The organism is Microbispora sp. H10949 (assembly GCF_014161435.1).
Lineage (GTDB): Bacteria > Actinomycetota > Actinomycetes > Streptosporangiales > Streptosporangiaceae > Microbispora > Microbispora triticiradicis.
In genome coordinates this window covers 153,788-175,241 of sequence record NZ_JABBWZ010000011.1, presented here as the reverse complement: position 1 = coordinate 175,241, position 21,454 = coordinate 153,788, and the positions used below count along the sequence as shown (strand labels likewise).

Sequence of the window (21,454 nt, the reverse complement as noted above, 5' to 3'; positions counted from 1 at the left end):
TTGTCAAACGGTCGTGAAGGCCACGGCGACGTTGTGTCCGCCGAACCCGAAGGAGTTGTTCACGGCCGCGATCTGCCCCCCGGGCAGGTCGCGCGGCTTGTCGCACACGATCTCGACGTCGACGCCGTCGTCCAGGTCCTCCAGGTTGATCGTGGGGGGGACGACCCGCTCGGCCAGCGTCTTGATCGTGAACACCGACTCGATGCCGCCGGCGCCGCCGAGCAGGTGCCCGGTCATCGACTTGGTCGAGGTGACGAGGACGTGCGAGCCGAACGACTTCTCGACCGCCTGGGCCTCGATCACGTCGCCCGCGGGGGTGGAGGTGGCGTGCGCGTTGACGTGCAGGATGTCGCGTCCGGTCAGCCCCGCGTCGGTCATGGCCTGGGTCATCGCCATGACGACCCCCCGGCCCTCGGGCTCCGGCTGGGTGATGTGGTGGGAGTCGGCGGACATGCCGAGGCCCGCCACCTCGGCGTAGATCCGGGCGCCGCGGGCCACCGCGTGCTCGTACGACTCCAGCACGATCAGGCCCGCGCCCTCGCCGAGGACGAAGCCGTCACGGCCGCGGTCCCAGGGGCGGGAGGCCCGCTCGGGCTCGTCGTTACGGGTCGACATGGCCCGGGCCGCCGCGAAGGCCGCCACGTTCAGCGGGTGGATCGCCGCCTCCGTGCCGCCCGCCATGACGACGTCCGCCCGGCCGGCGCGGATCATCTCCAGCGCGTACCCGATGGCCTCGGCGCCGGAGGCGCAGGCGGAGACGGTGGCGTGCACGCCGGCCCTGGCGCCCAGTTCGAGGCCCACCCAGGCCGCCGGGCCGTTGGGCATCAGCATGGGCACGGTGAACGGCGACAGCCGCTGCCAGCCCCGCTCCTTGAAGGTGTCGTAGGCCGACAGCGTGGTGCCGATGCCGCCGATGCCGCTGGAGACGCAGACCCCGAGCCGCTCGGCGGGAACCTCGGGGGCGCCCGCGTCCTGCCATGCCTGGCGGGCGGCGATCAGCGCGAACTGCTCGCTGCGGTCGAGCCTGCGGGCCTCCGGCCGCGGCAGGACCTCGGCCGGATCGACGGCCGCCACGCCGGCGAACTTCACCGGCACGGAGTCGACCCAGTCCTCGGTGAGCGGGCGGATGCCCGACCGCCCCTCGAGGAGCGCCGACCAGGTCGATGCGACGTCTCCACCGAGGGGCGTCGTCGCGCCGAGCCCGGTGACCACGACACGTACCCGGTCCTTACTCACTTCGTCTGCACTCCTCTTGCTTTTCGGGGCGTGAAGGGACCAGACGTGCCCGGCCGCTCCCGGTGCGGGAGCGGGGCACGTCCGGCGGTTCAGCTCTGGATGAAGTTGATGACGTCCTTGACGGTCTTCAGGTGCTTGAGCTGGTCGTCGGGGATCTCGACGCCGAACTCGTCCTGGGCCGCGACGGCGATCTCGACCATGGAGAGCGAGTCGATGTCGAGGTCGTCCACGAAGCTCTTCTCCGGCGTGACCTCCGCGGCCGGGATGCCGGTGATCTCGTTCACGATCTTGCCGAGGCCCGCGAGGATCTCCTGCTCGGTCAGTGCCATGTCGCGACTTCTCCTTGTTGTGTTTTCCTGGTTCGTCTGGGTCGCCCCAGATCCGTACGGCGGGCCGTACGGGGGTCTCTCAAGGGATCTCGATCACCTGAGAGGCGTAGGTGAGGCCGGCGCCGAAGCCCAGCAGCAGGGCCAGCCCGCCCGACGCGACCTCGCCGCGCTCGATCATGCGGGAGAGCGCGAGCGGGATGGACGCGGCCGAGGTGTTGCCGGCGAGCACGATGTCCTTGGCGACGACGGCCTTGTCGGCGCCGATCTTACGGGCGATGGCCTCGACGATCCGCAGGTTCGCCTGGTGGGGGACGAAGGCGGCCAGGTCGGCGGGGTCCACACCGGCACGCTCGCAGGCGAGCCTGGCCACCGGGTGAAGGCTGGTCGTGGCCCAGCGGAACACCGCCTGGCCCTCCTGGTGGAGGAAGGAGCTCCGGTCCTTGATCATGATCGCGTCGGCCTTGTCGCCGGCGCTGCCCCAGGCCACCGGGCCGATGCCCGGCCGGTCGGAGGGGCCCACGACGGCGGCGCCCGCGCCGTCCGCGAAGATCACGGCGGTCGACCGGTCGTCGCCGTCGACCCACTGGCTGAGCTTCTCGCTGCCCACCACCAGCACGTTGGTCGCCGAGCCCGTCCGTACGGCGTCGGACGCGGCGGCCAGGGCGTAGCAGAACCCGGCGCAGGCGGCGTTCAGGTCGTAGGCGCCGGGAGCGGTGATGCCCAGCCGGTGGGCGACGCGGCCGGCGGTGTTGGGGATGGGCGCCTCGGGCGTGCAGGTCGCCACGATCACCAGGTCGATGTCGTCGCTCGACAGGCCGCTGGCGGCCAGCGCCTTGCCGCCCGCCTGGACCGCGAGGTCGATCTCCGACTCCTCCGGCCCGGCGATGCGGCGTTCCCTGATCCCGACGCGGCTCTGGATCCACTCGTCGCTGGTGTCGATCCGCGCGGCGAGGTCGTCGTTGGTGACGACCCGCGCGGGCTGGTAGCCGCCGAACGCGAGGATCCGCGCGGCGGGGGCGCCCTGGCCGAGCCTCATCCGAGCACCTCCTTGGCCGTGTCGAGGTCGGCGGGGGTCTTGAGCGCGACCGTCCTGACGCCGGGCATGGCGCGCTTAGCCAGGCCCGTCAGCGTGCCGCCGGGCAGCAGCTCGATCATGGTGGTGACCCCCCGCTCGGCCATCGTCGCCATGCAGGCGTCCCACCGGACCGGGTTGGCGACCTGGGTCACCAGCCGCCGCAGGAACTCGCCTCCGGCGTCGACCGCCGCGCCGTCCGCGTTGGACAGCAGCGTGATCGACGGCTCGGCGGGGGTGACGGTCGCGGCCTCGGCGCGCAGGTGGTCCACGGCGGGGGCCATGTGGACGGTGTGGAAGGCTCCCGCGACCGCCAGGGAGCGCACCCGCGCCCTGGCCGGCGGGTCGGCCGCGAACGCCTCCAGGCGCTCCAGCGTGCCGCCCGCGACGATCTGGCCCGCGCCGTTGATGTTCGCGGGGGTGAGGCCGTGCCTGTCGAGCGCGGCCAGGACCTCGTCCTCGGCCCCGCCGAGCACCGCGCTCATGCCGGTCGCGGTGACGGAGGCGGCCTTGGCCATCGCGAGCCCGCGCTCCCGCACCAGGGAGAGGGCCTGCTCGGCGGTCAGCACCCCGGCGATCGCGGCGGCGGCGAACTCGCCCACGCTGTGCCCGGCGACCAGGTCCGGCCGTACGCCCAGCGTCTCGAAGGACGCCAGGGCCGCCGCCACCAGCAGGGGCTGGGCGACCGCGGTGTCGCGGATCTCGTCGGCCCCGGCGGTCGTCCCGTACGACGCGAGATCGAGGCCCGCGATGTCGGACCACGCGGAGATCCGGTCCCGGAACGCGGGGATCTCAAGCCACGGACTGAGGAATCCTGGGGTTTGGGCGCCTTGGCCCGGAGCGACGATGACGAGCACGTACTCAACCCTGCCCTGTAGAGGTTCACCACACTGATGGAGATCCGAACGAACTTTGTGGAGGTCGCGTTGTGGGGTACCTACAGTTTCGGTGTCGAGAAGATTAAGACACGCGGCTCAGGTTACGGACAGGCGACCGAGTATGAGACCAACTTGGAGGGTGAATGCGGACCTGCCCTCCGTCGGCTGGTATCCGGTCAGCTCCGTGATCTTCCGTAGACGGTACCGCACCGTGTTGGGATGGACGAACAGCAGGCGCGCGGTCGCCTCCAGCGAGGTGCCCTGCTCCAGGTACGTCGCGAGGGTGTCGAGCAGCGGGGTCCCGGCCAGCGGCTTGTAGACGTTCTCCACGAGCTGGGCGCGGGCGTCCTCGTCGCCGTCCAGGGCGCGCTCGGCCAGCAGGTCCTCGGCCAGCACGGGCCGGGGCGCGTCGGGCCAGCCGGCCGCGGCGCGCAGCCCCGCGATGGCGGCGCGGGCCGACCGGGCCGCCGCGTGCAGGTCGGGCACCTCCGGCCCGATCACGACCGGCCCGGCCCCGAAGCGCGACACGACGCCGCGCGCCGCGTCCTTGACGCCGTCCGCCCCGCCCACGATCACGATGAGCCGGTCGCCCTGCACGCCGGCCAGCAGTTCGTGGCCGATGCGGCGGCCCTTGTCGCGCAGCCCGTCGATGACGCTCTGCGGGTCCTCGTCCGGGGCGAACCCCGCGAAGACGACGACCGGAGCGGAGGTCCAGCCGAGCGCGGCGGCCCACGAGTGCAGGCCGTCGTCGACCTGGCCGCGCACCAGCGCGTCCACGATCAGCGCCTCCAGCCGCGCGTCCCACGAGCCGCGCGCCTCCGCCTCCCTGGCGTACACCTGGGCGGCGGCGAAGGCGACGTCGCGCGTGTAGCGCAGCATCGCGTGCCGCAGCAGCTCCGCGCCGCCGGGCGCGGCCAGCTCCTCCACCTGCGCCTCGACGACCTCGACGACGATGCGGACGAGGTCGACCGTCTGCTGGAGCGAGACGCTGCGCTTCAGCTCGCGCGGCGCGGTGCCGAAGAACTCGATGCTCGGCGTCGGCCTGCCCTCGCCGGCGTGGCCGAACCACTCCACGAACGCCGCGATGCCGGCCTGCGCCACCAGCCCGACCCACGACCTGTCCTCCGCCGACAGCGCCCGGTACCAGGCGAGCCGCTCCTCCATCCGGGCCATCGCGGCGGTCCCCAGGCTGCCCATGGCGCGGTCGAGCCGCCGCGCCGTGTCCTCCCGGATCCTGTCGCTCATCGGCACCTCGTCCCCGGCCCCCCGGGTGACTCCGTCGCTCTGCCCGTCCGTACGCACCTGTCCGCCGTTTCGCGCGCCCCGTTCGCTCACGTCCCCTAGCGTGCCAGGTCGCCGCGCGGAACGCGCTCCCGGTCCCGTACGGCGCGTTGCGGCGGCCGCCGGGGACCTCAGATGACGGCGACCGCCGTGATGAGGCCGATGAAGAAGTGCGTCACCCCGAGGAGCACCGCGGCGGGCCGCAACGCGTCGTCGCGTACCAGCTCACGCACCGAGATCCCCGCGACCTTGTCGAAGGCGACCATGCCGAGCGTCTGCACGGCGATGCCGACGAGCCCGAACACGAGCGTCGCGAGCAGGCCCTCGCGCAGTTCGCCGCCGGACGACCAGATGGACGCCGCCACGATGAGCGCCACGCCGGCCACGCTGGAGGTGGCGAGCACGGTCGCGTTGGGGTTGCGGTCGGTGCGGATCACCGTGCTGAGCCTGCCGGGGATCGCCAGGTCCACGACGTAGAACCCGGCGACGAGCAGCAGCACGCCCAGGACGGCGTACGAGACGATCGCCAGGGCGCCGTGGCCGAGCACGCCGGCGAGCGAGGTGGTGGTGGTGTTCACGGGGGGCCTTCGCTTTCAGCCGTGGATGCGGTGGGGGACGAAAGAGGAGGTGTCGTCGGTGACGAGGCCGGAGGTCTCCCGGATGCCGAGCCCGGCCGCCTCGTCGTCGATCACCCAGGCTCCGAGCACCGGACGCCAGCCGTCGAAGACCGGCAGCGGCCGGAACTCCTGGTAGACGAAGCCCTCGGCGCCGTAGCCGCCGTGGGTCTCCAGCTCGACGCCGGGCGCGGAGATGCGCATGGAGGCGCCTTCGCGGCCGAGCAGCGGCTTGCGTGCGTAGCCCGGCCCGGAGGCCAGCTCACGGGGCCCGTCGAGATAGGCGGGCAGCAGGTTGGGGTGGCCGGGGTACAGCTCCCAGAGGATCGCCAGCAGGGCCTTGTTGGACAGCAGCATCTTCCACAGCGGCTCGATCCAGGTCATGGAGACCTGCTGCGCCAGGGCCTGCGGGGCGAACGGCTCGGCGACGAGCCACTCCCAGGGATACAGCTTGCACAGTGTGCGGATGACCCGGTGCTCCATGTCGACGAACCGGTGGTTGAGCGCGTCCCAGCCGACGTCCTCCATCGCGACCGCGGCGGTGGTCAGGCCGGCCTGCTCCGCGGTCTCCTGGAGATAGCCGACGGTCATCGCCTCCTCGCCCGTCTCGTCGGCGCTGGTCCACCCGAAGTGGACCGGGCCGGTCTGGAGCGTGAGGGACTTCCAGCGGTCCACGAGGCGCTCGTGGACCGAGTTCCACTGGTCGTCGCCGGGATGGACGTCCTTCAGCCAGAACCACTGCACCACGGAGGTCTCGACCAGGCTCGTCGGGGTGTCGGCGTTGTACTCCAGCAGCTTGGCCGGGCCGGTGCCGTCATAGCAGAGGTCGAAGCGGCCGAACAGGTGCGGGTCGCGCCGCCGCCACGACTCGGCGACGGCCGTACGGCAGTGCGGGGGGATGCCGAGGTCGGCGTACCGGTCGTGGGTCACGACGTGGTCGGCCGCGGCCAGGCACATCCGGTGCAGCTCCTCGACCTGGTCCTCCAGGCGGAGCACCTCGTCCAGTGTGAAGACGTAGTGGACGCCTTCGTCCCAGTAGGGCCTGCTGAGGCCCTCGGGATGGGCGGATCGGTGGAACGCCAGGCCCTGCGACTCGATGATCGCCGCCCAGTTCTCCCTGGGCGCCGAGGTCCGCCTGCGCACCCCTCAGCCACCGCCGCCGCTGTGGAACCCGAACCCGCCCCGCTGGACCACCCGTCCCGTACGGCTGGTGATCTTCGCGTCGGCGGGCCGCACCGTCGTGCCGTGGTGGACCCGGGCGCCCGTGCGGCTGCCGCCGTAGTACCAGCGGTACGCGCCGTGCGAGCCGCCGTAGTGCCGATGGTCGTCGTCGCAGTAGTCGTCGTCGACGACCATGTAGGAGCCGTCCGGGTTGCGCGTCGAGGTGTCGACGCAGTCCGCCCCGACCTCCTCGTAGTCGTCCTGGGCCGCGCAGAAGCCGACGAGCAGCACCGACAGCACGCCCAGCGTGCCGAGCTTGACCGCCGTGGACGACTTGCCGCCGCCCTCGGGCGGCGGCGGAGGCTTGCGCCCCGCCTGGCGCGCCTGCCACTGCGCGCCCATCGCCAGGGGATGCGGCGGCGGCAGGGAACCGCCGGGGGGTGGTGTTCCGCGTGGGGGGCTGTCCCGGGGCTCTGGCAATCCGGCTCCTGCTGTCGAGATCGGCACACACTATCGTCTCGTTGGACGAACGGGACAGTCTGGTCCGAGGTTCCGGATCGGGGCACGCGGCGCCGGGTAGCGTGCCCGGTGTGGACCCAGTCGAGGCGCTCAAGCGCATCGCCTTCCTGCTGGAGCGGGCCGGCGAGCCGACCTACCGCGTGCGCGCCTTCCGCGGCGCCGCCGCCGCGATCGAGGACCTGCCCCGGGAGGAGCTGGTGCGGCTCGCGCGCACCGGCGGCCTCACGGACCTGAAGGGCGTCGGCAAGGTCACGTCCCTCGCCGTCGCCGAGGCGCTGGACGGCGCCGTGCCGACGTACCTGCGGCGGCTGGAGGACACCGCCGGCACCGACCTGGACGAGGCCGCGCGGGCCCTGCGGTCGGCGCTGCGCGGCGACCTCCACAGCCACTCGGACTGGTCCGACGGAGGATCGCCCATCGAGGAGATGGCCGCCGCGGCCCGGGAGCTCGGCCACGAGTACCTGGCGCTGACCGACCACTCGCCCCGGCTGACGGTGGCGCACGGGCTGTCCGCCGACCGGCTCAGACGGCAGCTCGACGTGGTCGCCGAACTCAACGAGCGGTACGCGGGGGACGGCGGCCCGCCGTTCCGCGTCCTCACCGGCATCGAGGTGGACGTCAACACCGACGGCTCGCTCGACCAGGAGCCCGAGCTGCTCGGACGGCTCGACGTCGTGGTGGCCAGCGTCCACTCGCTGCTGCGGATGGACGCCGGGGCCATGACGCGGCGGATGGTCACGGCGGTGGCCAACCCGAATGTGGACGTCCTCGGGCACTGCACGGGCAGGGTGGTGAAGGGCCGCGGACGGCCCGAGTCGAGCTTCGACGCCGAGATCGTCTTCGAGGCGTGCCGGAGGTTCGGGGTGGCCGTGGAGATCAACTCGCGGCCCGACCGGCTCGACCCGCCCAAGCGCCTGCTGCGCCTCGCGTACGAGATCGGCTGCGACTTCGCGATCGACTCCGACGCGCACGCCCCGGGCCAGCTCGACTGGCAGAGGTTCGGCTGCGAGCGGGCGGCCCTGTGCGGCATCCCGGCGGAACGCATCCGCAACACCCGGCCGTGGGGCTCTTGGGGTGATAGGGCTGTGGCCTCTGGGTGAGGGGTGTTGTACCGGTCTGTCCGGACCGATCGACGTAGCGTCGAATCATGAAACGCCGCGACGCGCTGGTGAAGGAGCTGGAGGCCGGCGGCTGCCTGCCGGCCCGCGAACTCGCCACGCGCCTCGGGGTCAGTAAGAGCACGGTCGTGCGCGACGTGGCCAGACTCCGGGAGGCCGGCGTCCCCATCCGGCTCGACCAGGGCGGGTACGCGCTCGCGGGGCCGGACACGGTGAAACGGGCGATCGACCGGGCGCTGCGCGGGCGGCATGTGCTGCGCCTGGAGTACGCCGACGGCAAGGGCGTGCCGACCGTCAGGGACGTCGAGCCCAGCGTCTGTCTCGGCGGCAGGGGCGGGCACTGGTATCTGGTGGCCTGGTGCCGGCTGCGTGAGGACGTGCGGGTCTTCCGGCTCGACCGGATCTCCTGGGCGGAGGTCGCCGAGGAGCGCTTCCCCGAGCCGGGCCGCGACCTCCTGGCCGAACTCGCCGAAGCCGCCGGCGGGTGACCGGGGCACCGGCCGGGACCTGATCGTCAGGTCGGGGAGCAGGCCCGATGCGGTTCGAAGCGGAGCCGGGGACGGCCGGAGTCGAACGGGTCAGCGAGAAATGTCGGTGGGGTGGCCTACCTTCGAGGGCGTGAACCGTACCGACCGGCTCTACGCGATCGTCGAGGACCTGCGGGCGATCTCCCCGCGCTGCCGGTCCGCGCGTGAGCTCGCCCAGCGTTTCGAGGTGAGCTCGCGGACCATCGAGCGGGACATCTCCGCGCTGCAGCAGGCCGGCGTGCCCATCTACGCCGAGGTCGGGCGCAGGGGAGGATACGCGCTGGACAGGAGCATGTCCCTGCCCCCGCTCAACTTCACCCCCGCCGAGGCCGTCGCGGTGGCGATCGCCCTCAGCCGCACCGAACAGCAGCCCTTCGCCGACGAGGCGCGCAGCGCGCTGCGCAAGCTCGTCGCCGCCATGCCCGGTCCGGAGGGGGAGCGCGCCCGTCAGCTGGCGGCCCGCGTCCAGATCCTGACCGACGAGAAGCCGGAGTCGCGGTACACCGGGTCCATCGGGCGGGTCATCGAGGAGGCCCTGCTCAAGGGCCTCGTCCTGCGCATCCGGTACGCCGACGCCCAGGGCGTGCTCACCATCAGGGACGTCGAGCCCGGGGCGTTCGTCGGCGGGCGGAGCGGGTGGTGGTATCTGGTGGCGTGGTGCCGCCTGCGCGACGCCGTCCGCGTCTTCCGGCTCGACCGGATCGCGGACGCCGCCCTCACCGAGGAGCCGGTGCCCGGACGGCCTCTGGAGGCCTTTGACGCCGACATACCGCACATGATCGCGCGAACTCCGGCACTGGACTGAGAGAATTCGAAAAAATGTTCGTGAGGAAGTGGAAACACCGACAGGGGGGTGTCGCGAGGCGCTGGGAGTCTCTACTCATGCGAACGGCGCACCGGTCCCGGCCCGATCCGGCCCGATCCGGTCCGTCCGCCCGCATCGCTCGACCCGCCGCCCGGCGTGCCCGCATGGAAACACGTGCGCTCGCACGGAAGCACGTGCGCTCGCATGGAAACACGTGCGCAGCAGCACCGGGAGGAGGCGCTGAGCGGCTCGACAGCACTCCACAGGACTTCGCAGGACTTCACAGGAAGAGAACGGACGATGACGACTCCCGCCGAGCCCGCAGTCAACACGGTCGCCTGGTTCGAGATCGCGAGCGACGACCCCGAGGGCGTCCAGCGGTTCTACGGCGACCTGTTCGGCTGGCGCTTCCGGACCGACGAGAACTCCGCCGCGATGGGCATGGACTACCGGCTCATCAGCTACGCGGGTGACGACGAGGTGCAGGGCGGAGTGTTCGCCACCCGTGGCGACATCCCCGGCCACGCCGTCTTCACCGTGCTGGTGCGGGACGTCGTGGAGACCTGCCGGCAGGTGGAGGCCCTCGGCGGAAAGGTGCTCAGCGAGGTCGTGGGCAACGAAGGCGGGCCCGACTTCGCCTACCTCCACGACACGTCGGGCAACCTCTTCGGCGTCTTCGCCCCCGCCGCCTCCTGACCACCCTCATGTCCACGCTCCCGGAGACGGGCGGCCCGGCGCCTGCGCATCGCCGCGGGATCCGCACCTCCCGGCAGGCGATGCCTGGCCGGTGGCCGACAGTGACGGGTGAGTGAGTGCCGAATCAGTGAGCTTCGCGACGGCCGGTGAGACCGGCCGGAGCGTACCGAGGCCGTCCGGACGCCCGCCGGGACTTCGTCCCGTGCTTCCCCTGCGGCGCCTTTCCCCCCGGGTCCTTCCCCTCCGGGCCGTCAAGGGCGCACGGACGGCCCTTCCCCGCCCCGGCCGCGCCTTCCGGACGGGCCGGGCGGGCTCGCCGGTCGTCCGCACGGGGTGCCCGTGCGGACGGCCGGCGGAGGCTTCACCTCGCGTGCCCGGCGGAGCTGAGGGCGTGGGGAAGACGCCCTCCTGCCCGGCGCGTCACGCGTCCGGCTGACGGTGCTGCAACTGGCGGCGCAGCTCGGCGATCTCCCGCTCCAGGTCGGCGACCTGGGGAGCGTCGCCGCCCGCGGGGGCCTGCGCCGGGCCGGCCTGAGACGGCTGCGGGCGGGCCGGCTGCTGCGCGTACGGCGAGGGAGCGGGGCGCACGTACTGCGTCGCGCCGTCGGGCCGCCGGGGCTCCGCACCCTCGCCCGGCCGCTGGGTGTCGTACCCGCCGGGACGCGGGGGCTCGTAGCCGCCGCCGGGGCGCTGGGCGTCGCCGCCGGCCGGCGGCAGGCTCTGCGGCTGCCAGCCCTGGGGCAGCACCTGGCCGTTCACCGGCTGCTGTCCGTAGCCGCCGCCCACCTGCGCCGGGTAGGAGGCGCCGTTCGGGCCGGGGAAGGGGCCCCCGCCGTACGAGGGCGTGGGCGCCTGGCCCTGCGGGGAGGCGGGCGCCTTCCCGCGCCTGCGCAGCACGAGCAGCAGCAGGAGGCCGCCGCCGACCACGACCAGGGCGCCGGCGCCGATCGCGAGCCACACCCACATCGGCTGCGGGGTCTCGTCCTTGCCCGACGAGATCGCCTGCTGGGAGTCGGTGATGTACTTCGCGACGTACGGGTGCGATGGGAACAACGCCTGGACCTCGCGGAACTTCGGCAGCGCGTCCTTGTAGTGCCGCAGGAAGAAGTCGTCGAGCGCCTCGTTGTACTTCGTCGTGGTCATCGACGCGGAGGGCCTGATGTTCTTCTCGTTGAGCTTCTCCTTGATGACCGAGACCGGGAGCACGAAGCTCTCGTTCTCCGACGCCTCGCCGTTCTCGCTGACGGTTCCGGCGATCAGCATGCCGACGACTTTGCCCGCACGGCTGAAGACCGGGCCGCCGGAGTTGCCGTGGTAGGAGGGCGCCTGCGTCTGGATGTACGGCACGCCCTCCTGCGTGGTGCGCTTGGCGTTGTACGGCCCCTCGGTCAGCGCGGGGTCGAGCTTCGACTCGACGCTGAACCACGGGGTGTTGGTCACCAGGCCGGGGAATCCGCTGATGTAGAGCGTGTTGCCGGTCTGCACGTCCGCGTCGTCGCCGAGCGGGACCGTCGGCAGGTTCTGCTGGCCGTTGACCTTGAGCAGGGCGAAGTCCTTGCCCGGGTAGCTCTCGCCCACCGACACGAGCTCGGCCGGGACCTCCTTGGCCGTCTTGTCGACGCCGCCGCCGGGGAGGCTCTGCAGCACCGACAGGCTCTTCTGCAGGCCGCGGATCTGCAGGTGGTTGGTGTTGAAGGTGACGTAGACCTGCTGGGCGAGTTCGAGAAGCTCCTTGTCGGCCTCGATGCCCTGCAGGCCGTTGATGATCTCCTTGGCGTCCTGCTTGTTGAACTTCTGCAGCGCCTGCTGCGCGAAGGTCTGCGTCAGTTCGTCGTCGCTCATCTCGACGCAGTGCGCGCCGGTGACCATGTAGCCGTCGGGGGTCACCCACCAGCCGGTGCACATGCCGCCGACCTGCGCCTTGGCGGTGCGTTCCGGGGTGACGGGCTGGAGGTACCGGTCGACGTCGGCCGCCATGCGCTGGAACAGGAATTTGGCGATGCTGCGTTCGTCGGAGGGGATCTTGCCGGAGATCACCGCCTGGGTGGCCTCGTCGACCAGCTGCTGGAACGGTCCCTGCTTGACCTGGCTGGTCGGGACGACGACCTCACCCGAGTAGGTGAGGCTGGTGAGCTGGACGGCCGGGTGCGTGCGCGCGGCCAGTTTGGTGCCCACGGGCACCTCGTCTGCGGTGTCTGCCGAAGCGGGAGCGGCGGTGACGACCACGGCGACGGCCGCCAGCGCGGCCATCCCTCCGGTCAGTCTGCCGAGATATTTTCTGAACGTTCCATCCACGGCAGCAATCGTGGAGGTTTGGTCTTGTTTCTTGCTTGGAGGTGGCTTGGGACTGCTTGGAACCCCTCCCGGAAGCCAACTGCAAGCCTGCCACACAGCGGCCGGTCGTCGCGCACGCGCCGGTGACACGCCGACGGCCCCCGCCGGGGGCGGAGGCCGTCGATCGTCGTTGTCGCGTCAGCCGTCGCGTCAGACGCCCATGGACTGGGTGTCGTTGGTCTCCGGCGTCTGCTGGGCCGTCACCTCGGTCACCCCGTTCTTGAGGTGATACCGGGCGATGGCCTCCTGCAGCGTCTCGGCCTTCACCTCGCCCCGCCGGGCGAGCTGGGTCAGCACCGCCAGCGTGATCGAGGCCGCGTCCACGTGGAAGTGGCGGCGCAGCGCCGAACGCGTGTCGGACAGGCCGAACCCGTCGGTCCCGAGCGAGGACCAGTCGCCGGGCATCCACTGGGAGATCTGGTCGGGGACGGCGCGCATGTAGTCGCTGACCCCCACGAACGGTCCCGGCACGCCGGACAGTTTGGTGGTGACGTAGGGCACCCGCTGCTCGGCGTCGGGGTTGAGCAGGTTGTGCTCCTCGACGGCGAGGGCGTCCCTGCGCAGCTCGCTCCAGGAGGTGGCCGACCAGATGGCGGCCGACACCCCCCAGTCCTCCGCCAGCATCCGCTGGGCCTCCAGCGCCCACGGGGCGGCGACGCCGGACACGAGGATGTTCGCCTTCGGCCCCTCGCCGGCGGCGGGAGCGAAGAGGTACAGGCCCTTGAGGATGCCCTCGACGTCGACGTTCTCCGGCTCGGCCGGCTGCGGGTAGGGCTCGTTGTAGACGGTCAGGTAGTAGAAGACGTCCTCGGGCCGCTCCCCGTACATCCTCCGCAGGCCGTCCTTGACGATGTGCGCGATCTCGAACGCCCACGCCGGGTCGTACGACACGGCCGCGGGGTTCGTCGAGGCGATCAGCGGGGTGTGGCCGTCCTCGTGCTGCAGGCCCTCGCCGTTCAGCGTGGTGCGGCCGGCCGTGGCGCCGAGCAGGAAGCCCCGTCCCATCTGGTCGCCGAGCTGCCACATCTGGTCGGCGGTCCGCTGGAACCCGAACATCGAGTAGAAGATGTAGACCGGGATCATGTGCTCGCCGTGCGTGGCGTAGGAGCTGCCGGCCGCGATGACCGAGCCCATCGAGCCGGCCTCGCTGATCCCCTCGTGCAGGATCTGGCCCTCGGTCGACTCCTTGTACGACAGCAGCAGCTCGCGGTCGACCGCCTCGTACGTCTGCCCGTGCGGCGAGTAGATCTTGGCGGTCGGGAACATCGCGTCCACGCCGAAGGTGCGGGCCTCGTCCGGGATGACCGGCACGAACCGCGCGCCGATCTCCTTGTCGCGGATGAGGTCCTTGAGCAGGCGGACGAACGCCATCGTGGTGGCGACGTTCTGCTTGCCCGAGCCCTTGCGCAGGCCCGCGTACACCGGGTCGCCGGGGAGCTTGAGCGGCTTGGCGCGGACCACCCGCTTGGGCAGGTAGCCGCCGAGCGCCGCCCGGCGCTCCTTCATGTACGCGATCTCCTCGTTGTTCTCCCCGGGGTGGAAGTACGGTGGGATATCGGCGTCGAGGTCCTTGTCCGGGATGGGCAGGTAGAGCCGGTCGCGGAACTCCTTGAGCTCGGCCTTGCTCATCTTCTTCATCTGGTGCGTCGCGTTGCGCGCCTCGAAGTCCTTGCCGAGCGTCCAGCCCTTGATCGTCTGGGCCAGGATGACGGTCGGCTGGCCGACGTGCTCACGGGCCGCCTTGAACGCGGCGTACACCTTGCGGTAGTCGTGCCCGCCGCGCGACAGCTTGCGGATGTCGTCGTCCGACATGTGCTCGACCATCTTGCGCAGGCGCGGGTCGCCGCCGAAGAAGTTGTCGCGGATGTAGCCGCCCGACTCGACCGAGTAGGTCTGGAACTGGCCGTCGGGGGTGGTGTTCATCTGGTTGACCAGCACGCCGTCGACGTCGGCCGCCAGCAGCGGGTCCCAGTCGCGGCCCCAGACGACCTTGATGACGTTCCAGCCGGCGCCGCGGAAGTACGACTCCAGCTCCTGGATGATCTTGCCGTTGCCGCGTACCGGACCGTCGAGCCGCTGCAGGTTGCAGTTGATGACGAAGGTGAGGTTGTCGAGCTCCTCACGGGCGGCCACGCCGATCGCGCCGAGCGACTCGGGCTCGTCCATCTCGCCGTCGCCGAGGAAGCACCAGACATGGCTGCGGCTGGTGTCCTTGATCTTGCGGCTGAGCAGGTAGCGGTTGAACCGCGCCTGGTAGATCGCGCCGATCGGGCCGAGGCCCATCGAGACCGTGGGGAACTCCCAGAAGTCCGGCATGAGCCGGGGGTGCGGGTAGGAGGGCAGGCCCTTGATCCCGTGGGACAGCTCCTGGCGGAACGCGTCGAGCTGGGCGGCGTCGAGACGGCCCTCCAGGAACGCGCGGGCGTAGATGCCCGGGGCCGCGTGGCCCTGGATGAAGATCTGGTCGCCCGACTCCCCGTGGTCCTTGCCGCGGAAGAAGTGGTTGAAGCCCACCTCGTACAGGGACGCGGCGGAGGCGTACGTGGCGATGTGGCCGCCGACGTTGGTCCGCGCGTTCGCCCGGGTCACCATGACCGCCGCGTTCCAGCGGATGTAGGCCCGGATGCGGCGCTCGACGTACTCGTCTCCCGGGAACCAGGGCTCGCGCTCGGGGGGAATGGTGTTGATGTAGTCCGTGCTGCGCAGGCCGGGTACGCCGACCTGGTGTTCCCGGGCGCGCTCGAGCAGCCGGAGCATCAGGTAGCGGGCGCGGGTGCGGCCCTCGGTCTTGATGACGTTGTCGAGCGATTCGAGCCATTCGTTGGTCTCGCTCGGATCGACATCAGGCAACTGGCTGGGTAGGCCGTCACTGATGATCGAAAAACGCTGGCGTCCGGAAGCCACTGGGTCTCGCCTTCCGAGAATGGACTTGGTCTCGTCGGATCTGTTACGTCGGTGTTGCCTGCAGCGATGCGCTCAGCGCTTGGTCGCGGCGTTGCGGTCGTCTTCCATCCTGTCTCGTCCCACCGGAAAGCGCATCTCTACTTCCCGGTAACCGAGTCGTCCCCGCTGGCAGCGGGTGCGGCTTGGCCTAGACCACCGATGGTAGGACGATTTTCGCAGACTGCACATTCCTTGTTGCCCCGGGGTTTCCCCCTGAGCGTACGAGCGACGTTCCCCCTGGTCACCCCAGGCGCCGTCCGCTGCCCCCTACCCCCTCCTGCGCCGCTTCACCCGGGCCGGCCGGTACGGGCCCGGCGAGGGGTGGATGGGCACCGTCCCAGGCGTTCGCCCCGGTCATGGGGAAGGCCCCGGCCGGTCTGTGGGTTTACGTAACGTTTTGGTATGAGTTGTCCCACCCTCTGTGGAGGGCAGGGTTTCTCCCCTTTCCAGGCGGCGATAGCCGTACCAGGCTCTGGAGAGAGGGAGGAGCGAGATGCAGGCAGCGGTAGGGGACCGGCTCGTGGTGCACAGCGCCGTCGTCGGCGAGCACGAGAAGCACGGCGAGATCATCGAGGTCCGCGGTCCCGAGGGCGGCCCGCCGTTCCTGGTGCGGTTCGAGGACGGGCACGAGGCGCTCGTCTTCCCCGGGCCGGACGCCGTCGTCGTCGCAGCTCAGCGTGGATCGTAATATCACGGTGTGAAATCGACGGTGATCGAGGTGCGGACGGGCGCGCGGGAGCGCGTACACGACATCACACAGGAGTGCGCCGGCTTCGTCCGCGACTGCGGGGGAGACGGGCTGCTGCACGTCTTCGTCCCGCACGCGACCGCGGGCGTGGCGCTGCTGGAGCTCGGCTCCGGCAGCGACGAGGATCTGCTGGCCGCGCTCGGCGACCTGCTCCCAGCGGACGACCGGTGGCGGCATGCCCACGGCTCCCGGGGGCATGGAAGGTCGCATGTCATGCCCGCACTCATTCCGCCGTACGCCACGGTTCCCGTCCTGGGGGGCCGTCTCGCGCTGGGGACCTGGCAGTCGGTCGCCCTGGTCGACCTCAACGTCGACAACCCCGACAGGCGGGTCCGTTTGTCGTTTTTGACCGATTAAGAGATAACGGTGCGGGTCACCCGTCGTGGCGACCGTTGACGACGACCGGTCGCAGCGTGTGGACTGTGCCGAAGCATGGCTCTCAATGAGCCGCGACAACCGCAGACATGGGCGGGGTCACCCCAAGCAGGAGGGATGAACGTGAGCGCGACCGCGGGTCAGGCGCAAGGCGAGCGCGGCCTGGCCGAAAGACTCGGCCTCAAAGCCGGTCAGGTGGTGCAGGAGGTCGGCTGGGACGAGGACTGCGACGAGGCGCTGCGCCAGTCCATCGAGGACCTGACCGGCAACGAGCTGGTGGACGAGGACTACGAGGACGTCGTCGACGTCGTGCTGCTGTGGTGGCGCGACGGGGACGGAGACCTCTTCGACGCCCTGAGCGACGCGATGACGGCACTCGCCGACGGCGGCCAGATCTGGCTGCTCACCCCGAAGGCGGGGCGCGACGGCCACGTGGAGCCCAGCGACATCGGTGAGGACGCGGCGACCGCCGGGCTTTCCCAGACGAGCAGCGTGAGCGCCGCGAGGGACTGGTCGGGCACGAGGCTCGTCGCCCCGAAGGCCCGCCGCTGAGCGTCGCCCTGCCGTACGGTTCGGGGATGCCGTACGGCAGGCTGATGGGCGGACACCTGGGAGGGACTGCTCATGACGGTTGAGGTCGGGCAGCGGGCTCCGGACTTCGCGCTGAAGGACCAGCACGGCGTCCCCGTACGGCTCTCCGACCTGCGGGGCAGGCGAGTGGTGCTCGTCTTCTACCCCCTGTCGTTCAGCCCCGTCTGCCACGGCGAGCTCGCGGCGATCCGCGACGGATTCGCCGGCTCCCTGCCCGCGGACGTCCAGGTGCTGGCGGTCTCGGTCGATTCGATGTTCACCCAGCGCGCCTGGGCCGACCAGGAAAATTTCACGTTTCCTCTGTTGTCGGATTTCTGGCCCCATGGTGAGGTCGCACGGGCGTACGGTGTCCTCGATGAGGACAGGGGGCTCGCCCTCAGGGGCACGTTCGTCATCGACGCCGAGGGCGTCGTGCGCTGGAAGGTCGTCAACCCGATCGGCTCCGCACGCGACCTCGACGAGTATCGCAAGGCGCTCGCGGCAGTCTGATCGTTTCATCGCCTGACTCCGGGCATTGACATATACGGTTCCGTCCCCCCCAACTCGCCCCATTGGAGGCCACGATGCCCTGCTACAGGTGCGGGGCCCGGCAGATCGACCCCGTCCGCGGCGCCAGCCCCTGGAAGCGCGCCGTACGCCGCGAGGCGCAGGTCCTCGTCTGCCCGGACTGCCAGCGTGTGCACGACCTCGACCTCGACACGTGCGCCTCGTGCGGCTCGATCGCGTTGATCTGCCGCCTGGGAGAGATCGAGTGCCGCTCCTGCGGAGAGATACGGCTCGCCCGCGCGGGTGAGCCCCTCGTCGCCGCCGGCTCCTCCGGCCCGCCGGGAGCTACCGGGTCTCCGGGCCCGTCCGGCCTGGCGGCGGAGGTGGAGGCCGCGCTCAGCCGCGTGCTCGGGCGCCCGTGACACATCCGCCCGTGACGTACGTGGTCGCGCTCGACGTGGGCGGCACCTCGATGAAGGGCGGGCTCGTCACCCGGACCGGCGAGGTCACCGTCCTCGCCGGTCGTCCCACAGGCCGGGAGAACGGCCCGGAGGCGGTGGTCGAGGCGGTGCGCGCCTACGTCGGCGAGATCGCCGGACTCGGGCGGTCGCGGTACGCGGGTCCCCCCGCCGGGGTCGGTCTCGCCGTCCCCGGCATCGTCACCTCCGCCACCGCGGTCTACTCGGCCAACATCGGCTGGCGGGACGTGCCGGCCGAGGCGTTCGTGCCCTCCGGCGTGCCCGTGCGGCTCGGACACGACGTCCGTACGGGAGGGCTGGCCGAGAGCGTGTTCGGCGCGGGGCGCGGCGTCGCCGACTTCCTGTTCCTGCCCATCGGCACCGGCATCGCCGGAGCGGTGGTGCTGCGCGGCGAGCCGTACGGCGGGGCGCGCGGCTGGGGCGGCGAGATCGGGCACGCGCCCGTCTGGCCCGCCGGGGAGAAGTGCGCCTGCGGGCAGATCGGCTGCCTGGAGACCTACGCCTCCGCCTCGGCCCTGGCCCGCCGCTTCACGGCCCGTTCCGGCCGTACGGCGACCGCCAAGGAGGTGGTGGAACTCGCGGTCGCGGGGGACGCGGCCGCCGCCGAGGTGTTCGGCGAGGCGATCGAGGCCCTGGCCATCGCCCTCGCGTCGTACGTGCTGCTGCTCGACCCCGCGTTGATCGTCCTCGGCGGCGGCCTCTCGGAGGCCGGCGCGGCGCTGCTCGACCCGCTGCGGGAACGGCTGGCGGGACGACTGACCTTCCAGGAGCCTCCGCCCCTGCGCCCGGCCGCCCTCGGCACCCGGGCGGGCATGCTCGGCGCGGCCCTGCTTGGCTGGCAGGCGGCGGGGGAACATGACGTGGGCGCGGACTGGCCTATCGATGTGCTCAGAGGCGGGTCCGTGTCGTAAGGTGTAGACCGGTCCGGGCGGTTAGCTCAGCGGTAGAGCACTCGCCTTACAAGCGAGGGGTCACTGGTTCGAACCCAGTACCGCCCACCAGCGAAAACGGCCCGTCCCCAAAATCGGAGACGGGGCCCGCTTGTCAAACTGCTTGACTAAGACTCCCGCTCGGCAAGCGGGAAGATGGCGTCCATCGCGGTCGCGCCCTCCTGGATCACGGGTCTGATCTGGTGACGGTAGACGGTCTCCGTGACCACCGTGTTGGAGTGCCCCACCAGGCGCGAGATGTCTTCGAGCGCGATGTCGTGGTCGGAGAGCAGCGACACGAAGCTGTGCCGCAGCTCCCTGGGCGCCCACTCCTTCCCCGTCAGGCCGGCGCTGTCGAGCACCTTCCGGAAGTCGCGGCGCATGTTGTGCGCCGACACGGGCGAGCCGCTTTCGGTCGAGAACACCAGCTCGCGCTCGTCGTCCTGAGCCGACTTCAGTGCCTTCAACGCCTCAACGCAGCGCTTGGGCAGGGCCAGGCTGCGACGGGACTTCGGAGTCTTGGTGTCGCCCTTCTTTCTCACGGAACGCCAGACGTAGAGGGCGAACTCGCTGTGATCCCATCCCGCCTCGGTGACCGGCGCCAGGCCTTGGCCTTCTCGTCGTATGAAACGAAGTGGCGCACCGTCTTGATCTACTTCCACCCGACATTCCTCGTGCGATGCCGGAACGTAAACCACGTTCCTTGGAAGAAGTGATTCGGATGTGCGAAGGGGCCTTGCTCTTGATCCGTGATTTAATTCTCGCAACTGCCGAAAATATCAAAGCAATCAGGCGAGTCGAATAAAATGAGCTCGCTCGGGCCCGGCGGCTGCTGACCCATCCCGAGGAGACCGAGTCAAGCATCGCGAAGCTTCTCGGGGTGTCCCGGGCGACGCTGTACCGCTATATTCCAGAACTCGGACTAGGAGCCGCCGGGGCGGGCGATGTAGACGCAGGCGAGGAGACCCCCTAGCCAGCCTGCTCGTCGGATATCTCGACACCAGCCTCTTCGGCCCAAGCCGTCATTAGGTTGCCGAAAGGCTGCCGAGACCAGTAGCGACGGCGAACCTGGCCGGCGTAGGTGATCTGGTAGGCCTCCGGAACTCCAAACCCCTGAAAGATCTCGGCCGACAGAAGCGCCGCGGCGGCAACCAGGCCCTGGCCATCTTGGAGGGAGTCAAGTGGCGCCGCTGCCTGAGCCAGCCGAATGTCGATCTGATTGACAGACTCGCTGAGCGCACCTGGGAACCCGTGGTTGCGGTCGTGGTAGAGCGCCCACTCTCGTCCAAGCGGGCCCGCCATGGAAACCTGCAGCGCTGCAGCGCCCGAAGCTCCGGCGGTTTCGCGCGCGTGGTTGCCGAGGAAGCGTAGGCCGGCCAGGATCGCGACGACCAACCCTTCATCGCTGATTCGGAGAGGTCCTGTATCAGGGTTGTGATGGAAGAGTGATACAGCCACCGCTATGACACCAGCACCATCCGTATGTAGATCGGCAGCCAGGTTGTGAGCGGTCCGCCCTTCTCTAAACGAGGCATCCAGCAGGAAACGGCGATGCCCGAGCCTCACCCGCTGCCAGGCGTACGGATACCCGATGAGCGGTCTGGTTCCCTGGCGGGCTGCCCTGAACGCCGAGAAGGTCGGCGCGTCGATGACGAGTTCACCTGGCTGATCCGGGACGAGCGAAACGATGACCCATGTGTCGTCGTCGCTGAGCCGGTCACGGATAAGGTTCTCGATCTGCGCGCAGCGGTCTTCTTGCTCCCTGCGGGCAGCGTCGCGGCGCCGGTACGCAGTCTCGATCTCGGGCTCGGCCATGTAGCCGGTCGTCGTGCCGGTGCGGCGGGGGTAACGGTAGCCCTCGTTGATCAGAACGCCATACGGGAACTGGGGACCTGCGGCGACAGCGATGACGTAACAACCCGCCCCTGGCTGGTTGGGGTTCTCCACAGGGATGATCTCGAAGCGTGGCCGGGGCGCAAGGCCAGAGACGAGCGTGGAGGTCATCCGTGTCACTTCGTCATCCGACAGGGACACTCCCGGTAGATCAGCGGCACGGCCCTGATCGTCCTCGTCGGCGCCCACAATGAGGACACCTCCACGTGTGTTGGCGAGCGCGGCGACGTCACCGCACAGGCTCTTCTTGCCTTTGTCGTTCCCCTCGTACAAGTCCCGTTTATAGTCCAGGTCTTCCGCTTCAGGGATCTGCCCGGCCACGAGTAGCGCGAGGTGCTGAAATGCCAACTCACCCGTCGTGATCAACGCCCCACCGAGGAGAGCCTCTAGGCGGCTGGAACGGAGAACGGTCAGTGCAGCGTAGCCACAATCGAGCCGCA

The 21,454-nt window shown here is 70.5% G+C and carries 22 protein-coding genes, 1 tRNA gene and 1 pseudogene; 12 read left to right on the top strand and 12 right to left on the bottom strand.

The annotated features are described in order from the left end of the window. Positions 1–3 precede the first annotated feature (3 nt). The 8 genes from fabF to HHX40_RS27415 all read right to left on the bottom strand — a co-directional run bounded on the left by fabF (position 4) and on the right by HHX40_RS27415 (position 6,973). Positions 4–1,236 (bottom strand): beta-ketoacyl-ACP synthase II, encoded by a 1,233-nt coding sequence (gene fabF / locus HHX40_RS27450; protein WP_182876505.1) that lies wholly within the window; start codon positions 1,234–1,236, stop codon positions 4–6. 89 nt (positions 1,237–1,325) lie between these two features. Then, entirely contained in the window at positions 1,326–1,565 is a 240-nt protein-coding gene (locus HHX40_RS27445; RefSeq protein ID WP_117410425.1) for an acyl carrier protein, read from the bottom strand. A gap of 79 nt (positions 1,566–1,644) precedes the next feature. Further along, a complete protein-coding gene (locus HHX40_RS27440) occupies positions 1,645–2,601 on the bottom strand; it encodes a beta-ketoacyl-ACP synthase III (protein ID WP_182876504.1) in 957 nt (318 codons plus the stop codon). Continuing rightward, positions 2,598–3,494 carry an ACP S-malonyltransferase gene (locus tag HHX40_RS27435; protein WP_182882886.1) on the bottom strand — a complete coding sequence of 299 codons (897 nt, stop codon included), beginning with the start codon at positions 3,492–3,494 and terminating at the stop codon, positions 2,598–2,600. Before HHX40_RS27435 ends, HHX40_RS27440 begins: the two co-directional genes overlap by 4 nt. Before the next feature lie 117 nt (positions 3,495–3,611). Next, entirely contained in the window at positions 3,612–4,760 is a 1,149-nt protein-coding gene (locus tag HHX40_RS27430; protein ID WP_117410432.1) for a PucR family transcriptional regulator, read from the bottom strand. A gap of 167 nt (positions 4,761–4,927) precedes the next feature. Continuing rightward, on the bottom strand, positions 4,928–5,374 hold the full coding sequence (locus HHX40_RS27425; RefSeq protein ID WP_182876502.1) for a DUF350 domain-containing protein: 447 nt from the start codon (positions 5,372–5,374) through the stop codon (positions 4,928–4,930). Positions 5,375–5,389: 15 nt separating this feature from the next. Then, positions 5,390–6,553, bottom strand: a complete 1,164-nt coding sequence (locus HHX40_RS27420) for a glutathionylspermidine synthase family protein (protein ID WP_182882885.1) — start codon at positions 6,551–6,553, stop codon at positions 5,390–5,392. A 3-nt stretch (positions 6,554–6,556) separates the two neighbouring features. Next, a complete protein-coding gene (locus HHX40_RS27415; RefSeq protein ID WP_117410431.1) occupies positions 6,557–6,973 on the bottom strand; it encodes a hypothetical protein in 417 nt (138 codons plus the stop codon). A gap of 188 nt (positions 6,974–7,161) precedes the next feature. Between HHX40_RS27415 and HHX40_RS27410 the strand changes: the two genes are divergently transcribed. The 4 genes from HHX40_RS27410 to HHX40_RS27395 all read left to right on the top strand — a co-directional run bounded on the left by HHX40_RS27410 (position 7,162) and on the right by HHX40_RS27395 (position 10,236). Next, entirely contained in the window at positions 7,162–8,190 is a 1,029-nt protein-coding gene (locus HHX40_RS27410) for a PHP domain-containing protein (RefSeq protein ID WP_310738313.1), read from the top strand. 47 nt (positions 8,191–8,237) lie between these two features. Then, positions 8,238–8,696 carry a helix-turn-helix transcriptional regulator gene (locus tag HHX40_RS27405; protein ID WP_182876500.1) on the top strand — a complete coding sequence of 153 codons (459 nt, stop codon included), beginning with the start codon at positions 8,238–8,240 and terminating at the stop codon, positions 8,694–8,696. 130 nt (positions 8,697–8,826) lie between these two features. After that, positions 8,827–9,540, top strand: a complete 714-nt coding sequence (locus tag HHX40_RS27400) for a helix-turn-helix transcriptional regulator (protein WP_182882884.1) — start codon at positions 8,827–8,829, stop codon at positions 9,538–9,540. A 300-nt stretch (positions 9,541–9,840) separates the two neighbouring features. After that, entirely contained in the window at positions 9,841–10,236 is a 396-nt protein-coding gene (locus HHX40_RS27395; protein WP_182882883.1) for a VOC family protein, read from the top strand. A gap of 420 nt (positions 10,237–10,656) precedes the next feature. On the opposite strand, the gene HHX40_RS27390 is transcribed toward HHX40_RS27395, so the two are convergent. Both HHX40_RS27390 and aceE read right to left on the bottom strand, forming a co-directional pair. Next, positions 10,657–12,531, bottom strand: coding sequence for a S1 family peptidase (locus HHX40_RS27390; RefSeq protein ID WP_310738312.1), 1,875 nt, complete (start codon positions 12,529–12,531; stop codon positions 10,657–10,659). A 189-nt stretch (positions 12,532–12,720) separates the two neighbouring features. Beyond that, a complete protein-coding gene (gene aceE / locus HHX40_RS27385; protein WP_182882882.1) occupies positions 12,721–15,474 on the bottom strand; it encodes a pyruvate dehydrogenase (acetyl-transferring), homodimeric type in 2,754 nt (917 codons plus the stop codon). A gap of 532 nt (positions 15,475–16,006) precedes the next feature. Between aceE and HHX40_RS27380 the strand changes: the two genes are divergently transcribed. The 7 genes from HHX40_RS27380 to HHX40_RS27350 all read left to right on the top strand — a co-directional run bounded on the left by HHX40_RS27380 (position 16,007) and on the right by HHX40_RS27350 (position 19,193). After that, entirely contained in the window at positions 16,007–16,201 is a 195-nt protein-coding gene (locus HHX40_RS27380; protein WP_111701638.1) for a DUF1918 domain-containing protein, read from the top strand. A gap of 9 nt (positions 16,202–16,210) precedes the next feature. Further along, positions 16,211–16,618 carry a secondary thiamine-phosphate synthase enzyme YjbQ gene (locus tag HHX40_RS27375; protein WP_111701639.1) on the top strand — a complete coding sequence of 136 codons (408 nt, stop codon included), beginning with the start codon at positions 16,211–16,213 and terminating at the stop codon, positions 16,616–16,618. Between the two features lie 141 nt (positions 16,619–16,759). Beyond that, positions 16,760–17,188: a DUF3052 domain-containing protein gene (locus HHX40_RS27370; protein WP_182876494.1), complete on the top strand. Its 429-nt coding sequence runs from the start codon at positions 16,760–16,762 to the stop codon at positions 17,186–17,188. A 72-nt stretch (positions 17,189–17,260) separates the two neighbouring features. After that, positions 17,261–17,716 carry a peroxiredoxin gene (locus HHX40_RS27365; RefSeq protein ID WP_111701640.1) on the top strand — a complete coding sequence of 152 codons (456 nt, stop codon included), beginning with the start codon at positions 17,261–17,263 and terminating at the stop codon, positions 17,714–17,716. A 74-nt stretch (positions 17,717–17,790) separates the two neighbouring features. Continuing rightward, a complete protein-coding gene (locus HHX40_RS27360) occupies positions 17,791–18,135 on the top strand; it encodes a hypothetical protein (RefSeq protein ID WP_182876492.1) in 345 nt (114 codons plus the stop codon). 11 nt (positions 18,136–18,146) lie between these two features. Further along, entirely contained in the window at positions 18,147–19,103 is a 957-nt protein-coding gene (locus tag HHX40_RS27355) for an ROK family protein (protein WP_182882881.1), read from the top strand. Positions 19,104–19,118: 15 nt separating this feature from the next. Next, positions 19,119–19,193 (top strand) — tRNA-Val (locus HHX40_RS27350). Positions 19,194–19,249: 56 nt separating this feature from the next. Here HHX40_RS27350 and HHX40_RS37930 read toward each other — a convergent pair. Next, positions 19,250–19,783, bottom strand: a complete 534-nt coding sequence (locus HHX40_RS37930) for a tyrosine-type recombinase/integrase (protein ID WP_310738311.1) — start codon at positions 19,781–19,783, stop codon at positions 19,250–19,252. A 158-nt stretch (positions 19,784–19,941) separates the two neighbouring features. Here HHX40_RS37930 and HHX40_RS38335 point away from each other — a divergent pair. Next, a pseudogene (locus tag HHX40_RS38335) lies at positions 19,942–20,094 on the top strand (helix-turn-helix domain-containing protein); the annotation flags it as partial. Here the strand turns inward: HHX40_RS38335 and HHX40_RS27335 are convergent. Beyond that, positions 20,091–21,380 (bottom strand): helix-turn-helix domain-containing protein, encoded by a 1,290-nt coding sequence (locus tag HHX40_RS27335; protein WP_182882879.1) that lies wholly within the window; start codon positions 21,378–21,380, stop codon positions 20,091–20,093. The pseudogene HHX40_RS38335 and the gene HHX40_RS27335 overlap by 4 nt on opposite strands. Positions 21,381–21,454: the final 74 nt, after the last annotated feature.

Excerpts from the sequence above, each read along its gene's own strand:
- HHX40_RS27445 (WP_117410425.1), bottom strand. The coding sequence starts at position 1,565 with ATGGCACTGACCGAGCAGGAGATCCTCGCGGGCCTCGGCAAGATCGTG.
- HHX40_RS27380 (WP_111701638.1), top strand. The coding sequence starts at position 16,007 with ATGCAGGCAGCGGTAGGGGACCGGCTCGTGGTGCACAGCGCCGTCGTC.
- HHX40_RS27430 (WP_117410432.1), bottom strand. The coding sequence starts at position 4,760 with ATGAGCGACAGGATCCGGGAGGACACGGCGCGGCGGCTCGACCGCGCC.
- HHX40_RS27440 (WP_182876504.1), bottom strand. The coding sequence starts at position 2,601 with ATGAGGCTCGGCCAGGGCGCCCCCGCCGCGCGGATCCTCGCGTTCGGC.
- HHX40_RS27360 (WP_182876492.1), top strand. The coding sequence starts at position 17,791 with ATGCCCTGCTACAGGTGCGGGGCCCGGCAGATCGACCCCGTCCGCGGC.
- HHX40_RS27395 (WP_182882883.1), top strand. The coding sequence starts at position 9,841 with ATGACGACTCCCGCCGAGCCCGCAGTCAACACGGTCGCCTGGTTCGAG.
- HHX40_RS27365 (WP_111701640.1), top strand. The coding sequence starts at position 17,261 with ATGACGGTTGAGGTCGGGCAGCGGGCTCCGGACTTCGCGCTGAAGGAC.
- HHX40_RS27405 (WP_182876500.1), top strand. The coding sequence starts at position 8,238 with ATGAAACGCCGCGACGCGCTGGTGAAGGAGCTGGAGGCCGGCGGCTGC.
- HHX40_RS27415 (WP_117410431.1), bottom strand. The coding sequence starts at position 6,973 with ATGGGCGCGCAGTGGCAGGCGCGCCAGGCGGGGCGCAAGCCTCCGCCG.